General features: G+C 66.0%; 13 protein-coding genes. 6 read left to right on the top strand and 7 right to left on the bottom strand.

Annotated elements, in window-relative coordinates:
• Window position 1: 1 nt before the first annotated feature.
• The 3 genes from RCH91_RS02935 to RCH91_RS02925 form a co-directional block, all read right to left on the bottom strand.
• A complete protein-coding gene (locus tag RCH91_RS02935; RefSeq protein ID WP_306533042.1) occupies window positions 2-2,296 on the bottom strand; it encodes a putative monovalent cation/H+ antiporter subunit A in 2,295 nt (764 codons plus the stop codon).
• A gap of 79 nt (window positions 2,297-2,375) precedes the next feature.
• Window positions 2,376-3,188 carry a PP2C family protein-serine/threonine phosphatase gene (locus tag RCH91_RS02930; RefSeq protein WP_306533041.1) on the bottom strand — a complete coding sequence of 271 codons (813 nt, stop codon included), beginning with the start codon at window positions 3,186-3,188 and terminating at the stop codon, window positions 2,376-2,378.
• Between the two features lie 32 nt (window positions 3,189-3,220).
• Window positions 3,221-4,816 carry a TIGR00341 family protein gene (locus RCH91_RS02925; RefSeq protein ID WP_306533040.1) on the bottom strand — a complete coding sequence of 532 codons (1,596 nt, stop codon included), beginning with the start codon at window positions 4,814-4,816 and terminating at the stop codon, window positions 3,221-3,223.
• A 258-nt stretch (window positions 4,817-5,074) separates the two neighbouring features.
• Between RCH91_RS02925 and RCH91_RS02920 the strand changes: the two genes are divergently transcribed.
• From RCH91_RS02920 to treS, 5 genes are all read left to right on the top strand, one after another.
• Window positions 5,075-5,389, top strand: a complete 315-nt coding sequence (locus RCH91_RS02920) for a lipopolysaccharide assembly LapA domain-containing protein (RefSeq protein WP_306533039.1) — start codon at window positions 5,075-5,077, stop codon at window positions 5,387-5,389.
• Between the two features lie 125 nt (window positions 5,390-5,514).
• Entirely contained in the window at window positions 5,515-7,359 is a 1,845-nt protein-coding gene (gene treZ / locus RCH91_RS02915) for a malto-oligosyltrehalose trehalohydrolase (RefSeq protein WP_306533038.1), read from the top strand.
• Window positions 7,356-9,809 carry a DUF3536 domain-containing protein gene (locus tag RCH91_RS02910; RefSeq protein ID WP_306533037.1) on the top strand — a complete coding sequence of 818 codons (2,454 nt, stop codon included), beginning with the start codon at window positions 7,356-7,358 and terminating at the stop codon, window positions 9,807-9,809. The genes treZ and RCH91_RS02910 overlap by 4 nt, the downstream gene beginning before the upstream one ends.
• 1 nt (window position 9,810) lies before the next feature.
• Window positions 9,811-12,822, top strand: coding sequence for a malto-oligosyltrehalose synthase (locus RCH91_RS02905; protein WP_306533036.1), 3,012 nt, complete (start codon window positions 9,811-9,813; stop codon window positions 12,820-12,822).
• A gap of 17 nt (window positions 12,823-12,839) precedes the next feature.
• Complete coding sequence (gene treS / locus RCH91_RS02900; RefSeq protein WP_306533035.1) at window positions 12,840-16,175, top strand: maltose alpha-D-glucosyltransferase; 3,336 nt, start codon at window positions 12,840-12,842, stop codon at window positions 16,173-16,175.
• Window positions 16,176-16,248: 73 nt separating this feature from the next.
• On the opposite strand, the gene RCH91_RS02895 is transcribed toward treS, so the two are convergent.
• Entirely contained in the window at window positions 16,249-16,770 is a 522-nt protein-coding gene (locus RCH91_RS02895; RefSeq protein ID WP_306533034.1) for a MarR family winged helix-turn-helix transcriptional regulator, read from the bottom strand.
• Between the two features lie 223 nt (window positions 16,771-16,993).
• On the opposite strand from RCH91_RS02895, the gene RCH91_RS02890 reads away from it, so the two are divergent.
• Complete coding sequence (locus RCH91_RS02890) at window positions 16,994-18,838, top strand: chloride channel protein (protein WP_306533033.1); 1,845 nt, start codon at window positions 16,994-16,996, stop codon at window positions 18,836-18,838.
• A gap of 149 nt (window positions 18,839-18,987) precedes the next feature.
• Here RCH91_RS02890 and RCH91_RS02885 read toward each other — a convergent pair whose 3' ends face one another.
• From RCH91_RS02885 to rfbB, 3 genes are read right to left on the bottom strand one after another with little or no spacing between them, the layout of a single operon-like run.
• Window positions 18,988-19,365: a phosphomannose isomerase type II C-terminal cupin domain gene (locus RCH91_RS02885; protein ID WP_306533032.1), complete on the bottom strand. Its 378-nt coding sequence runs from the start codon at window positions 19,363-19,365 to the stop codon at window positions 18,988-18,990.
• An 18-nt stretch (window positions 19,366-19,383) separates the two neighbouring features.
• Window positions 19,384-20,226, bottom strand: coding sequence for a dTDP-4-dehydrorhamnose reductase (gene rfbD / locus RCH91_RS02880; RefSeq protein WP_306533031.1), 843 nt, complete (start codon window positions 20,224-20,226; stop codon window positions 19,384-19,386).
• Window positions 20,223-21,299 (bottom strand): dTDP-glucose 4,6-dehydratase, encoded by a 1,077-nt coding sequence (rfbB, locus tag RCH91_RS02875; RefSeq protein ID WP_306533030.1) that lies wholly within the window; start codon window positions 21,297-21,299, stop codon window positions 20,223-20,225. Before rfbB ends, rfbD begins: the two co-directional genes overlap by 4 nt.
• Window positions 21,300-21,303 lie beyond the last annotated feature (4 nt).

The following is a 21,303-nucleotide window of genomic DNA, read 5'->3' as shown; positions in this document are numbered from 1 at the left end:
CCTACCCCCCTCCCTCCCCCCGGCCCTTCATGAGCCCGTAGACCCCCAGGGCCGCCACGGCCAGGACCGTGATCTCCCCCAGGGTGTCCAGTGCCCGGAAATCCACCAGGATCACGTTGACCACGTTCCGGCCGTGCCCCGCCGGCAGGCTCTGCTCCAGAAAATAGGTGCTGATGTGGGGAACCAGGGTCTGGGAGACCGCCAGCAGCACCAGCACCGTCATGAAGCCGCCGACGGAGAAGGCCACCAGGAGGTCCCGTACCCTTCCTCCCGGCGTGGAGAGGAGCGAAAAGCGGGGGAGCCGGTAGAGAACCAGGACGAACAGTACGATGGAGAGGGTCTCGATGCAGAACTGGGTCATGGCCAGGTCCGGGGCGCCGTAGAGGATGTAGACCAGGGCAACCCCGTACCCCACGGTGCCGAGGCCGGCCACCGCTGCCAGCCGCGAGGTGGTCGTCGCCGCCGTCAGGGCCCCCGCCAGGATGACACCAGCGGCCAGCCACTCGTGGATCCCACCGTCGGGTCGGGGAAGCTGCCGGGGGATCTCCCCGCTCCGGAGGATGGCGACCCCCATAAGGAACACCGCGGCCCCCACCACCGTCATCAGGTAGTAGCGGAGCCGGCCGTTCTGGAGGAGGCGGGTCTGCCACCGGGCAAGGCCGAGCATCCCGTCGATAAGGAGCCCGTACCCCCGCTCCGGCCCCCACCCCGGCCCGCTGCCGGCGGGAAGACGCCGGAGCAGCGCCCCCCGGACAGAGGCGATGCCGACCCCGGCCGCCACCGTGGCCACTCCCAGGAGGAAGACCGGGTTCACCCCGTGCCAGAGGGCCAGATCAACCGGCACCGGAACGCCCCGCACCGCCGCCACCGCCGGGGCCACCAGCCACCGTCCAGTCAGGCCGGGGACAATGCCGACGACAAGCCCCATGAGGGCAGGAAGCAGCGGAGGGAGCCAGAGGAGCGATTCCACCCGGTGGTGATGGAGAGACGTGTCCCGCTCCCGCCCGTGGAAGGGAAGATACCCCACCATGACCGCCACCGCCACCGTAAGGGCGTTGGCGACGAAGCCGGCCCCGGTCACAAACTCTGCCGCCAGGGGGGCCTGGAGCTTGGCCTCGTAGAGGAGCTCCTTGGCGATGAACCCAGCCAGCGGCGCCACCCCTGCCATGGAGAGGGCCGCAAGCCCCGCCCCCAGGGCCACCCACGGCATGGCCCTGGCGAGCCCCCCCATCCGCGCCAGGTCCCGGGTGCCGGCCCCGTGGTCCACGGCTCCGGCGGCCAGGAAGAGGGCGCTCTTGTACAGGGCGTGGACCAGCAGAAAGACCATGGCGGCCGTGGCGGCACGGGGCGTGTGGAGCCCCAGGAGGAGCGTCAGGGTCCCCAGGGCGCTCACGGTGGAATAGGCAAGGATCTGCTTCAGGTCGCTCCGGATGAGGGCCATGACCCCGCCCGCCACCATGGTGATCCCCCCCGCCAGGGTCACGCTCCAGAACCACGCATCGGTCCCCCCCAGCACCGGCGAGAGGCGTGCCAGGAGATAGATCCCCAGTTTCACCATGGTGGCCGAGTGGAGATAGGCGCTGACAGGCGTCGGCGCCTCCATGGCGCCGGGGAGCCAGAAGTGGAACGGGAACTGGGCCGACTTGGTGAAGGCGCCCAGCAGGACAAGGGCCAGGATCGGCACGTAGAGAGGGTGGCTGCGAACCGCGTCGCCCCGGGTGAGGAGCGCCGCCAGATCCAAGCTTCCCGCCCCCTCCCCCAGCAGTATGAACCCCGCCAGGAGCGCCAGGCCGCCGGCGCAGGTCACCAGGAGCGCCTGGAGGGCCGCCTTTCTCGCCGCCTCCCGGCCGTGGTCGAAGCCGATGAGGAGGTAGGAGCAGAGCCCGGTCAGCTCCCAGAAGACGAAGAGGGTGATCAGGTCGCCGGCCAGGACCGTCCCGAGCATGGCGGCCATGAAGGCGAGGATCAGGCCGTAGAATCGCCCGAGATGGTGGTGGCCGTGGAGGTAGGACGAGGCGTAGGCCACCACGAGGACGCCGATGCCGGTGATGAGGAGGGCAAACAAAAGGCTCAGGCCATCGAGCGAGAAGGAGAAGTCGACTCCCAGGGACGGTATCCACTCATAGGCGGCACGTATCGTGTGCCCGGCCGCCACCTCCCCTCCCTGCGCCGCGAAGAAGCCAAAGAGCATGAGCGGTACCAGGGCGCAAACCCACCCGGACCACCGGGGTAAGCGGCGGTGGAGAAAGGGGGCCGCCAGGGCGGCTCCGAACCCTGAGAGAACGGCAACAATCATAGGGAAATCCCGTCGACGGTGGAGATTACATCTGCTCTATTCTAACCGTGGAGCCGGCGGTTGCAAGGAAGCGGAAAACTTAGCCTCCCGGCCCGGTCTCCCAAAAGTCGATCACAATGGCACTGCAGTCGTCATCGGGGGGATCGTTTGCCCCGAAGGCCCGCAACGCGGCGGCAAGCTCGTCCATGAACCGGATGTAGCTTCCTCCCGTCGCGGCGAGAAACGCTTCGAGCCTTCCGGCACCGAAGACCTCCCCCGCCCCGTTTGACGCATCGAGGATACCGTCCGTATAGAGGAGCAGACGATCACCCCTCTCGAACCTGAAGGAGCCGGGAGCCATCTCCGTTTCGGCGAAGAAGCCGACCGGCGGCGCCGTGGGCGAGAGACGATACTGGGAGGATCCCCGCTGCACCAGCGGAGGAACATGCCCGGCATTCACATACTCCATGCGAAGCGAGGCGGGGTCGATGATCCCGAGAAACAGGGTCGAAGAAAAATGGTGGTCGAGCTCCACGCCACGGTCGGCAAAGCGGATGAGAAACCGGTTCAACTGCGACACCATGCCAAGAGGAGTGTCAGCAGTCAGGGCGCAGTGGTGCAAAAAACCGTAGACGAGGGACATCACCACCGACGACTGGATGTCGTGGCCGGTTACGTCACCGATGAGCACCACCTCCCGGCCGTCGGCCATGGGGATGAAGTCGAAATAATCGCCACCCAGTGCCTTGGCCATCCGGTTCATGACCCCGATGCATCCCCACCGGCAGACCGGCGCGGTCCGCGGCAGGAGCAGCTGCTGGATGCGGCTCGCCAGGGCAACCACCGGTCCATGCCGGAGCGCCGTCGCCGTGCCCGGTTCAGCTCTGCATCCTTCAACCCTTTCCGAAGCCATGGCATCCTCCCGGTCGCAGACGGCTGCGTAGGCTACCGCCGCACCACCGTCACCGTCGTCCCACCTTCCGCGCCCCCCCGAGAAGGGGAAGCCACCACAACGCCGGCGGTCGGCACCCCAAGTTCGTCCACCAGGAAGCTCCTGAGCCGGGCGGCCCGCACCCTGCCGTCCTTTCCCCCGGCAGCCACCCGGAAGGAAAAGCCCTCCGCCCCGCCGGGAAGCCTCTTCACCAGGGCCAGGGCGGCCATGCTCTCCCGGGTCGGCTCCCCCGTGTCGTCAAAGACAACCGGCGGCAGAAACGGCTTCAGGGCCACATCCAGGACCACGGGAACCTGAAGGCGTCGCTCCAGGAGCCTGGCGAGAAGCTCCCGTTCGTCGCCGGTGAGGGGGTAGTCCCGCCGCAGGGACAGCGAGACATGGGCCGGCCCGGGCTTTTCCGCAAATCCAAGACGGATATCCGCCACGGCAAAGGGGGCCGTGAACGCCTCCAGCTCGACCCGGGCCTCCCTGAGGAGCCGGGCCGTGACGGCCTGCATCGACGCGGCACCCTGTTCCGGGGGGAGTGCCGGCTGGGGGGCGGGGAGGTGAGTTGAAAGCTCGGCCTTCGGCTCGATGGAACCGGCGGTCACTACCACCTGCTCCAGGTTCAGGTCGGCCTTGCGCCCCAGCAGGGAACCGATCTCCTTCTCGATCTCCTCCTCGGCCCGCTTCTCGAAGGGCCGCACCGTGTTAACCGTAACACTCACCCCGACACCGGCACCCTTCTCCTGCACCGCAAAGCCGGTCACCCGGGAGTGGGCCTCCCGGTCCAGGTGCTTTTTCAGCACCCGCTCCACCCGCTTGGTGAGCTTCACCTTGCGCAGATCCGTCACCAGGGTATAGACGAGGGGGATAGAGATGAAGGTGAGCACCGTCCCAAGGATCAAGAGCCGCTTGCGGGCCGGGTAGCGCTCCTCCGAGGCCATGGAGCTGCGGAAGTTGAAGAGGAAAAAGACTAGGTCCGACGCCAGGACGATGGCCACGAAGTTGGTGAAGAAGAGGAGAAAGCCGCCGAGCCCCAACAGGGGGCGGCCGCTCCCCAGGCCAAAGCCCGCCACGGAGAGTGGGGGGATGACGGCGGTGGCCACCGCCACCCCCGTGGCGGTGATCATGTAATTCTTCTTGGTGCAGAGGGCGATGGCCCCGGCGGTGCCGGCCAGGACCGCCACGAAGAGGTCGTAGATGTTGGGGCGAACCCGGGCCAGGATCTCGGCGGTGGGCTCCTTTAGGGGCGAAATGAAGGTGACGAGGGTGGTCACCGCGATGGTGAGGCCGACGCTCACGGCAATGGCCCGGAGCCCCCGCCGGGCCAGGGCCAGGTCGCCGATGGTGAAGGCGAGGCCGAAGGAGAGGATCGGCCCCATGAGGGGAGAGATGAGCATGGCCCCGATGACCACGGCCACACTGTTGGTCAGAAGACCCAGGAGCGCAATGAGGCTCGCCAGGAGGAGCAGCGACAGGTAGCTCCCCGAGAGCTCCGCCCCTACCACGGCATTCTTGATGATGGAGCGGTGGTCAATGTCGGCGGTCCGTTCGGCGATATACTCGCGCAGACGTTTTAACCGGTAATGAATGTAAGGGGTAACCACGGTTGATCCTCCTGCGTGCGGCGCCTGACGCGTGCGATAGCATTCCCCCCAAAGGTACCAGCCTTTTCCCCTTCCCACAAGCGGCCGGGCCGGTTTCCGCCCAGCCACGGGCCACAGACACCCCGGTGCCGATAATGCGGCGACCCCTTTGCACTCTCGGCCCAGCCTGTTAGTCTTTCGGTAGTGTCACACACAGACACTCACTGCCAGTTCGTCACCCGGCCGGCTCCCGCCCCGGGAGGCACCGAAGGAGTCGCCATGAGATTCGCCCTGTTTCTGGCCATCGTGCTGACGGCCCTGGTGGTCACCTTCTCCCTCCAGAATGCCCAGCCGGTCCAGGTGCAGTTCCTGGCCTGGTATTTCGAGGGGGCCCTTGTCCTCGTTCTCCTCATGACCTTCGTGGCCGGAGCCGCCACCATGTACCTGGCCTCTCTCCCCCGCCGCTTTGCCCGGGGCCGGGAACTGGCCGACCTGCGGCGCCGGCTGGAGGAGTCCCGGCGGCAGGGGGACCGGCTCCAGGCGGAGAAGGGGGACCATGGAACCGCCCAAGGGATAGCTCCCCGGGAGGGATGACGGGGAACTCCCGCTGGGGCCCGGAATCAGCATCATAGCAATTTCAGTGAGTTGCTCCGCATATTTGATTTGTGTACAAATTAATTGTACCCTACCGGGTACTTACTGCCCGCAAAGGAGTCGACATGACGCCGTGGCACCTGGACATGGGGGCAACGCCCCGTGCCGAAGGAGTTCACTTCAGGGTATGGGCGCCCCTGGCCGAATCCGTTGAGGTCATCCGCTGCGCCGGGGGGGAAGGGACGTCGTACCCACTCTCCCGAAGCGGCGAGTACTTCCAGGGAACCATCGCCGGCATGGGCCCGGGGGAGCGCTACTGGTACCTGCTGGACGGCGCCCTGCGTAGCCCCGACCCGGTATCCCGCTGCCAGCCCGAAGGGGTCCACGGCCCCTCGCAGGTGGTGGACCCGGGCGCCTTCCCCTGGAACGACGGCGCGTGGCAGGGAGTGGAGCTGGATGAGCTCATCACCTACGAGCTCCACGTGGGGACCTTCACCCCGGAGGGGACCTTCGCCGCGGCAATCGGCCGACTCGATTACCTGTGCGAGCTGGGGGTGACCGCCCTGGAGCTGATGCCGGTGGCGGAGTTCCCCGGAAGCCGCAACTGGGGGTACGACGGGGTCTTCCCCTTTGCACCCCACCACGCCCATGGCGGACCCGACGGTCTCAAGGCCCTGGTGGACGCCTGCCACCGGCGGGGGCTGGCGGTTATTCTCGACGTGGTCTACAACCACCTGGGGCCTGAGGGAAACTACCTCCACGGCTTCGCCCCATATTTCACCAACCACTACCGGACACCGTGGGGCGATGCGGTGAACTACGACGGCCCCTACAGCGACGGGGTCCGCCACTACGTCATCGCCAACGCCCTCCACTGGGTGGCCGAATACCACATGGACGGGCTGCGCCTCGACGCAGTCCACGGCATCTACGACTTCAGTGCCCGCCACATCCTCGCCGAACTGGCCGACGAGGTCCACAGCCTCGCCGGAGGCCTGGGGCGCCAGGTCCACGTCATCGCCGAAAGCGATCTGAACGACGCACGGATCGTCACTGATCCCGAGCATGGCGGCCACGGCCTCGACGCCCAGTGGAGCGACGACTTCCACCACGCCCTCCACACACTTCTCACGGGCGAGAGGAGGGGCTACTACGAGGATTTCGGCGACTTCTCCCAGATGCTGACGGCCCTGCGCGACGGTTTCGTCTACGCCGGCACCTATTCCCGCCACCGGCGCCGGCGCCACGGCAGCGCCTCGTCCCACCTGCCGCCCGAACGGTTCGTGGTCTGCATCCAGAATCACGACCAGGTGGGAAACCGCGCGTGCGGCGACAGGCTTTCCTCCTCCCTGTCGCCGGAGCGGCTGAAGCTGGCCGCCGCCATGGTCATCCTCTCCCCCTATCTCCCCCTCCTCTTCATGGGGGAGGAGTACGGCGAGACCGCCCCGTTCCCCTACTTCACGAGCCACGGCGACGCGGACCTGGTCGAGGCGGTCCGGAAGGGCCGGCGGGAGGAGTTCGCCGCCTTCGGCTGGGATACGGAGGTGCCGGACCCCCAGGCAGAGGAGACGTTCCGCTCCGCCTGCATCGACCCGGAAAAGCGCCACCGGGGGGTACACCGCCACCTCTTCGCCTTCACCCGGGAGTTGATCCGCCTGCGCAAAGCCCTTCCCCCGTTCAGTGTCCCGACCCGGCAGGGGACATCGGTCACCGGCTTCGGAATGGAGCAGGTCCTCATGGTGGACAGACACGGCCATGGCGACGACGTCATCTGCATCTTCAACCTGAGCGGTGTCGAACAGCCGGTACCCGTAATCGGAATCCGAGGGAGACACCGGAGGATTCTCGACTCGACGGAGGGCTGCTGGGGAGGAGGGGGCGGCGGCACTCCAGAACTGCTTGACGAAGGCGCCCTCCTGCTCGTGCCGCCGTTCGCGGTGCTCATCTACCAGGGGGAGCCGCTGCCATGAGCCGCCATATCTGCATACACGGCCACTTCTACCAGCCCCCCCGGGAAAACCCCTGGCTGGAGGCGGTGGAGATCCAGGACTCGGCCCACCCCTACCACGACTGGAACGAGCGGATCACCGCCGAGTGCTACGCCCCCAACGGCGCGTCCCGCCTCTTCGACGGCGAGGGGCGCATCCGGGACATCGTCAGCAACTACGCCCGCATCAGCTTCAACTTCGGGCCGACCCTTCTGGCCTGGATGGAGGAATACTCCCCCGAGGTCTACCGGGCCATCCTGGAGGCGGACCGCCTGAGCATCGGCTGGCGCTCGGGCCACGGCAACGCCCTGGCCCAGGTCTACAACCACCTCATCATGCCCCTGGCGAACCGGCGGGACAGGGAAACCCAGGTGCGGTGGGGAATCGCCGATTTCGAGCGGCACTTCGGCCGCTTCCCGGAGGGGATGTGGCTGGCCGAGACGGCCGTGGACACGGAAACCCTCGACGTGCTCGCCGCCGAAGGAATCCGCTTCACCATCCTCGCCCCCCACCAGGCCCGGCGGATTCGGCCCCGCGGCGGACGGAAATGGCACTCCGTGGAGGGGGGGCATATCGATCCGACCATGCCCTACCTCTGCCGTCTCCCGTCGGGGCGCTCCATTGTCATCTTCTTCTACGACGGCCCCATCTCCCGGGCCGTGGCCTTCGAAAAGCTCCTGGACCAGGGGGAGCGCTTCGCCGAGCGGCTCCTGTCCGGCTTCGACGACCGCCGCAACCGCCCCCAGGTCCTCTCCATCGCCACAGACGGCGAGACCTACGGCCACCACCACATGCACGGCGATATGGCCCTGGCCTATGCCCTCTCGTACCTGGAGGACAACGGCCTGGCGCGCCTCACCAACTACGGCGAGTTCCTGGAAATTCATCCCCCGAGCCACGAGGTGGAGATCGTGGAGCAGAGCTCCTGGAGCTGCAGCCACGGCATCGAGCGGTGGCAGGGGGACTGTCGCTGCAACTCAGGGGGATATCCCCACTGGAACCAGCAGTGGCGCGGCCCCCTGCGCCACGCCTTCGACTGGCTGCGGGACGAACTGGCAGGCCCCTACGAAATGGTGGCCGGGGCCCTGCTCCGGGACCCCTGGCAGGCCCGGGACCACTACATCGGGGTCATGCTCGACCGCTCCCCCGAGCAGGTGGACGCCTTTTTCCACCGCCATGCCCTGCGCCCCCTGGCCCACGAGGAACGGACCAGGGCCCTGAAGCTCCTGGAGATGCAGCGTCACCTCCTCCTCATGTACACGAGCTGCGGCTGGTTCTTCGATGAACTCTCGGGAATCGAGACGGTGCAGGTGATCCAGTACGCGGGGCGGGCCGTGCAGCTGGCCCGGGAGCTGTTCTGTAACGCTATCGAGGCGTCATTCCTCCAGCGGCTGGCGGCGGTGCGGGGCAATATCCCCGAATACCGGGACGGCGCGAGCATCTACGAGGCCTTTGTCCGGCCGGCCATGATCGATCTGGTCAGGGTGGGGGCCCACTACGCGGTGAGCTCCCTGTTCCAGGAGTACGGGGATGAAACCCGGGTCTTCAGCTACCGGGTGCGGAGCAAGGATTCCCGGCACATCCCGGCGGGGCAGACGCGGCTCGCCATCGGCCGCGTCCTGGTCAGCTCCGTCACCACCGGCGAGCGGGACCAGATCACCTACTGCGTCCTCTACTTCGGCAACCACGCCCTCAATGGCGGGGTCCGCAGCTTCCGCGGGGAGGAGGCCTACGGGGCCATGGCCGCCGAAATCACCCGGGCCTTCGAGGCGAGCGACTTCGCCGAGATCATCCGGCTCATGGACGCCCACTTCGGCATGCACAACTACTCCCTGCGGGACCTGTTCCGGGACGAGCAGCGCAGGATTCTCGGCATGGTCATCGGGGGCGTGCTGACCGAGTTCGAGGACCGCTACACGGCCCTCTATGACAACAACCGCCTTCTCATGGGGTTCGTCCGGCAGACCGGCATGCCGGTGCCCAACCGCTTCATGACCACCGCCCAGGTGGCCCTGAACCTGAAGCTGGACCGGGCCTTCGCCAAATCCGGCATCGCCGGCGCCGAAATCGAAGAGCTTCTGCGGGAAATCGCCGACTGGGGAGTGGAGATCGACCGTGTCGACCTGGAATTCCAGATCCGCCGGCGGCTGGAAAAGGCCATGGCGATACTCCGGGACGACCCCCTGGACCGGGGGCTCCTGGCGGAGGCCGCCGGCCTCCTGGAGCTGGCGGGCCGGCTCCCCATCGACCTGAACCTCTGGCTGGCCCAGAACATCTACCTGGAGATCGCCCGGCCCCGCTGGCGGGAACTGATGGAGCGATCACGGGGGGGCGACGCGCGCAACGACTGGTGGTTCGAGGAGTTCCGCTGCCTGGGCGAGCGGCTCAACTTCAACACCCACACCGTCCTCCCCCCCGTATCGGAGGAATGACATGGAACAGAACGACCTTTCGGGTGCCCGGATACCGACGGCAACCTATCGCCTCCAGTTCAACGCCGGCTTCCGCTTCCGGGACGCGGAGCGGGTCGTCCCCTACCTGCACGCCCTGGGGATAAGCGACCTCTACGCCGCCCCCCTCTTCAAGGCCAGGTCCGGGTGCATGCACGGCTACGACATCGTGGACCACAACCGCCTGAACCCGGAACTGGGGGACCGGGACGATTTCGACTCCCTGTGCGGCACCCTCGGACGCCACGGCATGGGGCAGGTCCTCGACTTCGTCCCCAACCACATGTGCGTGGAAGGGGGAGAGAACGAGCGCTGGCTCGACCTGCTGGAAAACGGCCCCAGCTCCGTCAACGCCGATTTTTTCGACGTGGACTGGTTGCCGGTCAAGAAGGAGCTGTCCGACAAGGTGCTTATTCCGGTGCTGGGGGACCAGTACGGCACGGTCCTGGATAACGGGGAGCTGGTCCTCTCCTTCGAGGAGGGGGCATTCTTCATCGGGTACTACGAGCACCGCTTCCCCATCATCCCCAAGACCTACAGCCCCGTCCTCACCCACCGGCTCCAGGAGCTGGAGCAGCTCCTCCCCCCCGACCACGAGGCGTACCGGGAGCTGCTGAGCATCGTGACCGCCATCACCCACCTCCCCTTCTACACGGATCGGGACCCGGAGCGGGTCCGGGAGCGCTACCGGGAGAAGGAGGTCATCAAGCGGCGGCTCTGGGCCCTCTGCTGCGACTGCTGGCCCATCAAGACCCACATCGATGAGAACGTCCGGATCTTCAACGGCGAGAAGGGGAGCCCCCGCAGCTTCGACCTGCTGGACGGGCTCCTGCGCCAGCAGGTCTATCGCCTGGCCCACTGGCGCACCGCCACGGACGAGATCAACTACCGCCGCTTCTTCGACATCAACGCCCTGGGTGCCATCCGGATGGAGAACCCGCGGGTATTCGAGGAGGCCCACCGGCTCGTGCTGCGGCTCGTGCGGGAGGGGAAGGTGACGGGGCTGCGGATCGACCACGCCGACGGGCTCTACGACCCCACCGACTATTTCCGGAGGCTCCAGCGGGCCTGCTTCCTGGAGACGAGACTGGCCGGCCTCGGCGACACGGATGAGCAGGAGAAGGGGGACCAGGGGCCGGACAGCCGGGCCGAGACGATCCTCCAGAGGTACGACGAGATGCTGGAGGTCTCGCCCCAGGCGAAACCCTTCTACATCGTGGGCGAAAAAATCCTCATGAAGAACGAGCGGCTCCCCGAGGACTGGCCGGTTCACGGCACCACCGGCTACGAATTCGCCAACGCCGTGACCGGCCTCATGGTGGACACACGCCACGGCCGGGAGTTCGACGCCATCTACGCGCGGTTCATCCAGGAGCGGCCCAACTTCGCCGAGATCGCCTACCTGAAGAAGAAGCAGGTCATGCGGTTCTCCATGGGGGGCGAGATCAACACCCTGGGGCACTACCTGAACACCCTTTCGGAGAGCAACCGCCACACCCGCGACTTCACCCTGGGGAGCCTCATCAGGGCCTTGGTGGAGGTGATCGCCCACTTCCCCGTCTACCGCACCTATACGGCCACCCGCAAGGTGGCGGACCGGGACCGCCAGTACATCGAGTATGCCGTGGCCAAGGCCAGGCGGCGCAACCCCGCCATGAGCGCGTCGATCTCCACCTTCATCGAGGATGTGCTCCTGCTCCGCTTCTACGACAGCACCAGCGGGGAGGAGCAGGAGCAGTGGCTCGACTTCGTCATGAAGTTCCAGCAGCTCACGGGACCGGTCATGGCCAAGGGGCTGGAGGACACCGCCTTCTACGTCTACAACCGGCTCGTCGCCCTCAACGAGGTGGGGGGGATGCCCGAGCGGTTCGGCATGACCCTGGAGGCGTTCCACGGCCAGAATATCGAGCGGGCCCGCAGCACCCCCCTCGCCATGCTGGCCACCTCCACCCACGACACCAAGCGGAGCGAGGATGTCCGGGCCCGGATCAGCGTCCTGTCGGAGGACCCGGCGGCCTGGCACGACACTCTCATGGGCTGGAGCCGCATGAACCGCGGCCACAAGGTGACGGTCCAGGGGGTCAAGGTGCCGGACCGCAACGAGGAGTACCTCCTCTACCAGACCATCGCCGGGGCCTGGCCCGCGGAGTGGTTCACCACCGAAGGGGCACACGATGACTTCGTCCGCCGAATCAGGGAGTATCTCCTCAAGGCCATGCGGGAGGCCAAGGTGAACACGAGCTGGATCAACCCGAACCCGGTCCACGAGGAAGCGGCCCTCCACTTCGTCGACACCATCCTCCGGGATGTTCCCGCCAACGGCTTCCTGGCCGATCTGCGCCGGACGCTTCCCCCCCTGGTCCGCTGCGGCCTGCTGAACTCCCTCTCCCAGACCCTGCTCAAGGCGGCCTCCCCCGGCATCCCCGACTTCTACCAGGGGACCGAGCTCTGGGACTTCAGCCTCGTGGACCCGGACAACCGGCGGCCGGTGGATTTCCAAAAGCGGACGGCCATGCTGGAGGGATTGCGGACCGCGGAAGCGGAGCGGGGGACCCTCTCACTGGCCCGAGAGCTTCTGGACACCATGGTCGACGGCCGGGTGAAGCTCTACCTGGTTTGGAAGGTCCTCTGCTTCCGCCGGGAGCACCGCGCCCTCTTCGAGCAGGGCAAGTACCTCTCCCTGGAGGTCCAGGGGGAGCGAAGCGACAACGTCTGCGCCTTCGAGCGGTACCGCGACGGCGAGACGGTCATTGCCGTGGCGCCCCGCTTCTACACCCGGCTGGGGGTTCCCTCGGGGGGGCTCCCCCTGGGGGCGGAGGTCTGGAAGGATACGCGGCTCCTCATCCCCTTCGAGGGGGCCGGCCGCGCCTACCGCAACATCCTCACCGGCGAGCGGGTCGTGACAGCGCTGCGGGAGGGGCAGACGACCCTCCCCTTCTCCGCGGTGCTGGCGAATTTCCCGGTGGCGCTCCTGGAGGCGGCGGAGGAGGAGTAAAGGAACGGAGGTATCCCATGCAACGCAGAGTACCGATGCCGGACGACACACCCCACTGGTACCGGGACGCCGTCATCTACCAGCTCCACGTGAAGGCCTTTGCCGACTCCGACGGCGACGGAGTCGGCGATTTCCGCGGGCTCATGGAGAAGCTCGACTACCTCCACTCCCTGGGGATCACCGCCATCTGGATTCTCCCCTTCTACCCCTCGCCCCTGCGGGACGACGGGTACGACATCGCCGACTACTACAGCGTGAACCCCAGCTACAACACTCTGCGGGAGTTCCGGGAATTCCTCCGGGCGGCCCACGCCCGCGGCATCCGGGTTATCACCGAACTGGTCCTCAACCACACCTCGGACCAGCACCCCTGGTTCCAGCGGGCCCGCCGGGCCCGGCCCGGGTCGATCCACCGGGACTACTACGTCTGGAGCGACACCCCCGACCGGTACAACGAAACCCGCATCATCTTCCAAGACTTCGAGACCTCCAACTGGAGCTGGGACCCGGTGGCCAAGGCCTACTACTGGCACCGGTTCTACGCCCACCAGCCCGACCTCAACTTCGACAACCCGAGGGTCCAGGCGGAGATGCTCCGGGTCATTGACTACTGGCTCGGGATGGGGGTGGACGGGGTGCGGCTCGACGCGGTCCCCTACCTCTTCGAGCGGGAGGGAACCAACTGCGAGAACCTCCCCGAGACCCACGCCTTCCTGAAGAGGCTCCGGGAGCACGTGGACGCCTCGTTCCCCAACCGGATGCTCCTAGGGGAGGCCAACCAGTGGCCCGAGGACGCCATCGCCTACTTCGGCGAGGGGGACGAGTGCAACATGCTCTTCCACTTCCCCCTCATGCCCCGCATGTACATGGCCATCGAGATGGAGGACCGCTTCCCCGTGGTCGACATCCTCGACCAGACCCCCGCCATCCCCGAGGGGTGCCAGTGGGCCATCTTCCTGCGCAACCACGATGAGCTGACCCTGGAGATGGTCACCGACGAGGAGCGGGACTACATGTACCGGATCTACGCAGCCGACCCCAAGGCCCGGATCAACCTGGGAATCCGGCGCCGCCTCGCACCGCTCCTGGGGAAAGACCGGCGCAGGATCGAGCTGATGAACGCCCTCCTCTTCTCCCTTCCCGGCACCCCCGTCATCTACTACGGCGACGAGATCGGCATGGGGGACAACTACTACCTGGGGGACCGCAACGGGGTCCGCACCCCCATGCAGTGGAGCCCCGACCGCAACGCCGGCTTCTCCTCCGCCAACCCCCAGCGGCTCTTCCTGCCGGTCATCATCGACCCCGAATACCACTACGAGGCGGTGAACGTGGACATCCAGGAGCGCAACCCCACCTCGCTCCTCTGGTGGATGCGCCGCACCATCGCCGTGCGCCGCCGCCACCGGGCCTTCAGCCGCGGCGCCATGGAGATGCTCTATCCGGCCAACCACCGGGTTCTCGCCTTTCTCCGCCGCCACGACGACGATGTGATCCTCGTGGTGGCGAACCTCTCCCGTTTCGCCCAGGCCGTGAGCCTCGACCTCAAGGAATTCGCCGGCATCGCCCCCGAAGACCTGTTCAGCCGCAACCGCTTTCCGGTCATCCGCGAGGCCCCCTACCCCCTCACCCTGGGCCCCCACGACCATTTCTGGTTCCTGCTCCGGCGCCGGGAGACGGTCCTTGCGGCCGAGGGAGAGCTCCCCCGGATCAGGCTCCGGGGGGGGCTCCCCTGGTGGGAGGCCCTCCGGCATGCCCGGGGAGACACCCACCTGGAGGGGGTGACCACCGCCTACCTGAGACGCTGCGCCTGGTTCCGGGGCGCGGTCCGGGCCATCATCGGCTACGCTTTGCGGGACACAGTGCTCCTGCGGCAGGGGGAAACGGTCTTTCCCCTCTTCTTCCTGGAGGTCCGCTACCAGGACGGCCCACCGGAAATCTACCTGATCCCCGTTGCGTTCCTCACTGGAGCCGGGGCGAAGCGGGTGGCCGCAGAATCACCCCAGGCTACCATTGCGTCCCTCTCCGTGGGGGACGAGGAGGGGATCCTCTGCGACGCAGTCCACGACCGTGAGTTCCGGAATGCGCTTCTGGACTTGGCCCTTGGCCGGCGCCAGCTTCACGGCGAACGGGAGAGCCTCATCGTGCCGATCCATGCAGGGGGAGGCCGCATTGAACGCGTGGAGGAGACGGACCACCCCGTCTCCGAACTCCCCCGGGCAGAGGGGACCAACAGCATCATCGTCTACGGCGACCGCCACGTGCTCAAGCTCTACCGTAAGGTGGAGCCGGGGGTGAACTCCGAGGTTGAGATGGCGCGGTTCCTGACGGGGAAATCCCGCTACCCCAACGTTGCCCCGTTCCGGGGGAGCCTGGAGCTGCGGCACCCCGGCATCGAACCGTGCACCATCGGCCTCCTGCAGGGATACGTCCAAAACCAGGGAGACGGGTGGCGACTCTCCCTCCACCTCCTGGACCAGTACTTCGAGCGGCTCGTCTCCCGTCGCGGGGAGCTTCCCCCGCCGCCGGAGCGGTATTCGAGCCTCCTGGACGGCAGCGCCTGCGCCGTTCCGGAACCGGTGGCCGACCTCATCGGCGGCTTCTACCTGGAGATGGCGGGGCTCCTGGGCCGCCGCACCGCCGAGCTCCACCTGTCCCTGGCCACGGGGGGGAACGATCCCGCCTGGAGGGCGGAAGAGTATTCAACCCTCTACCAGCGTTCCGTGTACCAGTCCATGCGCAACCAAGCCCGCCGCAGCCTTCAGCTCCTGACCCAGCACCGCAAGGAGCTGTCGCGGGAAGACCTGGAGTCGGCCGACCGGATTCTGGCCGCCGAGAAGGAGATCCTCTCCCGGCTGCGCCTCATCGTCGGCCGGCGGATCGATGCCATGAAAATCCGCATCCACGGCAACTTTACCCTGGGAAAAGTGCTCTTCACCGGCAAGGACTTCATGATCATCGACTTCGAGGGGGAACCGGACCGGACCCTCGGCGAGCGCCGCATCAAGCGCTCCCCCCTGCGGGACGTGGCATCCATGATCCGCTCCTTCCACAACGCCACCCTGACCGCCCTCGCCCGGCACGGCAACGGCCGCCCCGGGGAGCCGGCGCTTCTGGAGCCGTGGGCGGATGCCTGCTACTACCACGTGAGCTGCCGTTACCTCTCGGGGTACCGGGAACGGATGGGCACCAGCCCCCTCGTCCCGGCGGACCGCGGCGACCTGGAGACCCTCCTCTGCTCGTTCCTCCTGGACAAGGCCCTCTACGAACTGGGGTACACCCTCGTCCACCGCCCCGGACGGGCCTCGCTCCCCCTGCGCGGGGTCGAGACGGTGCTGCGGGAGTACCAGTGACAGGGCTGGCGACATGAATTCAAATAAAAAAAGGAGCCGGCTGCGGCTCCTTTTTTCGCTGCGATTTCCCGTATCACTCCCCGGGCGTTCGCCCTTTCCGTGTGCCTTTCGCCCGCACCCGGTTCACCTCCGGCGACAGGATGAGCTGGGGGGGAAGGTTCTGGGCTCCGAGTATCCGGACCATGAGTTCGAACCCTTCGGAGATGGTTTCAAGCTTCTCCCGGGGAATAGTCTCCAGCCCCGCGACGAGGAGCCCTTGGGCCACCTCGGGGGCACGGGCCACCAGGTCCTTCCCCTGTTCCGTCAGGTCGACCATCACCACCCGGCGGTCCTCGCTGGAGCGGGTCCGCTGCGCGAGCCCCTGGGCCTCCAGCCGGTCGACGATCCCCACCACGGTGGCATTGTGCAGATAGAGTCGCCGGGCAAGATCGGAAACCCTGATGGGACCGTGGCCGGCAATGACCTTGATGGCCCAGAGCTGGGGGCCGGTAAGCCCGGTCTCGCGCATGGCCCGTTTAGAGTGCTCATTCACCACCTGGAAGACCCGGCGCAGGTTGTCGGTCACGTCGGCAATAAGTTCGGCAGTCGGTTTCATCGTCAGCTCCGGCTCGGAATCAGGTTTCTTGCATCGGTTTTCCATCCTAGCGTCGGTTGAGCGCCCGCACAAGGAAATCGATGGGCGGGAACGGAGAAAACCTGTTGCGGAACACCCGATGCGGCAGTATATAGTTTGAATACAAATGACCAGATAACGGCCCGAAACATGGCCTCTTCGGAGGTTTGACTTTCCGCGCCCCAGAAAAGGCCGCTTCTTGCCAATGAAACGGAAAATCTATCGGAAACAACCTCTCTGGACCGCACCGATGGTCCTGATCCGGGATCTGCACCTGCTGCGCCGGTTCGTCCGGATACGGCAGATGGTCTTCTCTCTCCTCTCGCGGCTGCGAATCAGCGAAAACACCCTCATGGCGGTCCTTGCCGTGGGGATCGGGCTGGTGGCGGGTCTCTGCAACTACGCCTTCCGCTCGTGCATTGATTTTTTCCGGTGGCTCATCATTGACAACGGCGCAGAGATAACCGGCTACTCCCCCTACGCGTGGGACGCCAGCCGCCTCTGGGCCTTGGCCTTCCCCGTCACCGGCGCGCTCCTCATGCTCCCTCTCTTCATCAGGTACAAGGAGGACATGGCCTTCGGCTTTCCCCGGTTTCTGGAGACGGTCAACCTGCGGGGAGGGCGCCTCCCCCTCAGGCTCATGTTCACCAGGGGAATCTCATCAGCCCTCACCATCGGTTCCGGCGGCTCCGCCGGCCAGGAGGGCCCCATCGCCCAGATCGGCGGCACGGCCGGCTCCGTAGTAGGGCATCTCCTCGGCATGTCGGGGGAACGGCTCAAGGTCCTGATAGGCTGCGGGGTTTCCGGCGGAGTGGCCGCCACCTTCAACGCCCCCCTCGCCGGCGTGTTTTTCGCCCACGAGATCGTCCTCCTCTCCACTTTCGAGCTCTCCTCCTTCACGAGCATCGTCATCTCCTCCGGCATGGCCACCGTTGTCTCCCGGGCCATGTATGGAGACATCCCGGCCTTCGATGTGCCGGCATACCAGCTCGTCCACCCCCTGGAACTCCTCTTCTACGCCCTGCTCGGCGTGGTGTGCGGCTGTCTCGCGGCCCTCTTCATCACCGGCTACGGGAAAACCAGGGACTTTTTCGGCCGCCTTCGGGTCAATCCACTCGGGAAGCCGCTGCTGGGCGGATTCCTCGCCGGCTGCGTGGGGGTCCTTCTCCCCCAGGTCCAGGGGAACGGCTACGAATTCATCGAAATGGCCGTGGGAAATGACGTGGGGTGGCTCCTCGTCACGCTCCTCATCATCGGCAAGATGGTCGCCACCTGCGTAACGGTCGGCTCGGGGCTTCCGGGAGGGACCTTTGCCCCGTCGCTCTTCATCGGCTCGGTCACCGGCATGAGCTTCGGCTTTCTGGCAAACCTCCTCTTCCCGCTCCACACTGCGACCCCGGGTGCCTACGCTTTGGTGGGGATGGGGGCGTTCCTCGCCTCGGTCACCCATGCTCCCATGACCGGCATCTTCCTCCTCTTCGAGATGACCGGCTCCTACACGGTCATCGTTCCGATCATGCTCGCCTGCGCCATCGGCACCGCCGTGGCCCGCCACTTCCGCAAGGACGGCATCGACACCGCCGACCTGGCGGCCCGGGGGATCGACCTGCGGGCGGGGCGCGAGCAGACGGTGCTGGAGAGAATACGGGTCCAGGAGGTCATGATGCATGACCCGGAAATTCTCCCGGAGGCCATGACAATTCGCCAGTTCCTGACCAATCACCACTCCCCCCGCCAGACCATATTTCCCATCATCAGTGAGAATGGTGGGCTTTCTGGAGTCGTCTCGCTCCATGACTTTCTCGGCGTCGCGTTCGAACCGGAGCTCCTCGACCGGATTACCCTGGGCGAAATGACTACCATCGACATTCCGTCCCTCGCCGGCAACAACTCACTGGCTGAGGCACTGATCATCATCGACGGGACTACCCTCGACGAGCTCCCCGTGATCAATCCGGGTCAACGGAATCGGGTTATTGGTCTCCTGACCCGCAGTGCCATCACCGCAGCCTACCACAGGGCAATGGTGGCCCAGTCGCTCACTACCTGAGCCTACGTTGCACTGACAGACCTATCTGTATTTTATAAATTCCGGGAATAGTAATCAAATGCAGCCGGACGGCCGCACGGTGAGCAGAAAAACCCGGCAGCAAGCGCCAAGCTCTCCGATGAAAGAGAGAGGAAGGGGGAATACTCCCCCTATTCTGCCTCGACGGGGCAGGCTTCCGGCGCCGCCTCGCACCGTCGGTAGTCGTCATCGAAGCGGACGATGTCGTCCTCGCCCAGATACTCGCCGCTCTGCACCTCGATGATGACCAGCGGAATCTTGCCTGGGTTCTCCAGCCGGTGGTTCCGGCCGATGGGAATGAAGGTGGACTCGTTCACGTTGACCACGTACTCTTCGTCCCCGCAGGTCACCCGGGCGGTTCCGGATACCACGATCCAGTGCTCGCTCCGGTGGTGGTGCATCTGGAGGGAGAGCCGCTGTCCCGGATTCACCTCGATCCGCTTGATCTTGTAACCGTTGTTCTCCTCAAGGACCGTATAGGTGCCCCAGGGACGTTCGCCTCGTTCCATCACAGGGTTTTCCTCCCGTCAGTTTCTTCCCGCGTCTCGCCGTTTCTCCAGATAGGTTTTCAACGCCTCCCGCCACTCCTCCAACGCCAGCCCTGCATCATGGGTGAGCTTTGAGCAGTCGAGGACCGAATAGAGGGGGCGTGGCGCCGGACGTCCCAGTTCCTCCGTGGTCTGGGGGCGCACCGTCATCTCCTTCCCCGCTTCGGCGAAGATCGACTCGGCGAAGGCGAACCAGGTGCAGGTTCCCCGGTTGGCCGCGTGGTAGGTGCCGCGGCAGTCGGTGTCCAAGAGCTGGCTGATGGCCAGCGCCAGATCAACCGTCCAGGTAGGGGAGCCGATCTGGTCGTCCACCACGGCCACTTCCTTCCGCTCGCCGGCCAGCCGCAGCATGGTCTCCACGAAATTCTTACCGCCGAGGCCATAGAGCCACTGGGTCCGGACAATCAGGTGGTCCGGGTTCTGCCGGGACTTCTCCTCGCCGAGGAGCTTCGACTTGCCGTAGACGCTCAGGGGGTTCACCGGGTCGTCTTCCCCGTAGGGGCTCCCCTTGGTGCCGTCGAAGACGTAGTCGGTGCTCACCTGCACAAGGAGCGCCCCGATCTCCCGCGTCACGGCGGCCAGGTGCCCAACCCCCTCGCCATTCACTGCCATGGCCAGTTCCCGGTTGGTTTCGCATCCGTCCACGTCGGTGTAGGCGGCGCAGTTCACCACCACCCGCGGCTTGAGGGTCACGAGCACCCGCCGGACCGACTCCGGGGAAGTGATGTCGATTTCCTCGATGTCCACACCCCGCACGTCACCCGGAAGCACCCGCATGAGGTCCTGGCCGAGCATCCCCTTGGCACCAACGACGAGTATCATGACTCTTCTCCATACTGTTTCTGGTAGTACTCCCGGTAGGCCCCCGAAGTGACTTCCTCCACCCACGCCCCGTTGGCCAGGTACCAGTCGACGGTTTCGGCGATTCCCCGCTCGAAGGTGTAGGAGGGCTCCCAACCCAGTTCCCGCTTGATCTTCGCGGCGCTGATGGCGTAGCGCCGGTCGTGGCCCAAGCGGTCCTTAACGAAGGTGATGAGCCCCCGGTTCTCCCCTTTTCCTCTCCCCAGACGTTCGTCCAGCAGATCGCAGAGGAGTTGAACGATGTCGATATTGAACCACTCGTTGTTGCCGCCGATATTGAAGACCTCGCCCGGCTTTCCCCCCTTGAGGACCGTCTCGATGGCGGTCGAATGATCCTTGACATGGAGCCAGTCCCGGACGTTACGACCGTCGCCGTACACCGGCAGGGGTTTCTTGCCGACGATATTGTGGATCACGAGGGGGATGAGTTTCTCCGGAAACTGGTATGGGCCGTAGTTGTTGGAGCAGCGGGTGGTGAGGGCCGGAAAGCCGTAGGTCTCAAAGTAGGCCCGCACTAGGAGATCCGACCCCGCCTTGCTGGCCGAATAGGGTGAGTTGGGGGCCAGCGGCGTCTCCTCGGTGAAGTAGCCGGTCTCGCCAAGAGAGCCGTAAACTTCATCGGTGGAAACGTGGAGGAACCGGAACCGTTCCACGGCCCTGGCGTCCCCGTGCTTGCGGCTCTCCTCCAGGAGCACCTGGGTGCCGAGGACGTTGGTGCGGACAAAGATCTCCGGGCCGGTAATGGAGCGATCCACATGGGACTCGGCGGCAAAGTGAACCACCGCCTCGATCCGCTCCTCGGCCAGGAGCCTGCGGACCAGCTCCGCGTCGCAGATGTCCCCCCTGACGAAACGGTAGTCGGGATTCTTCTCCACCCCCACGAGGTTCGTCAGGTTTCCCGCGTAGGTGAGGAGATCCAGGTTGATCACCCGGCAACCGGGGTTGGCTGCCATGAAATGGTTAATGAAGTTGGAGCCGATGAAACCGGCGCCGCCGGTGACAAGGACGGCGCGGGGAATGAACGATTGGGCCATGCAT

Origin of the sequence: Geobacter sp. (genome assembly GCF_030834625.1) — a bacterium.
In the GTDB taxonomy this organism is placed as follows: domain Bacteria; phylum Desulfobacterota; class Desulfuromonadia; order Geobacterales; family Geobacteraceae; genus Geobacter.
This window is presented reverse-complemented; position numbering and strand designations above follow the sequence as displayed.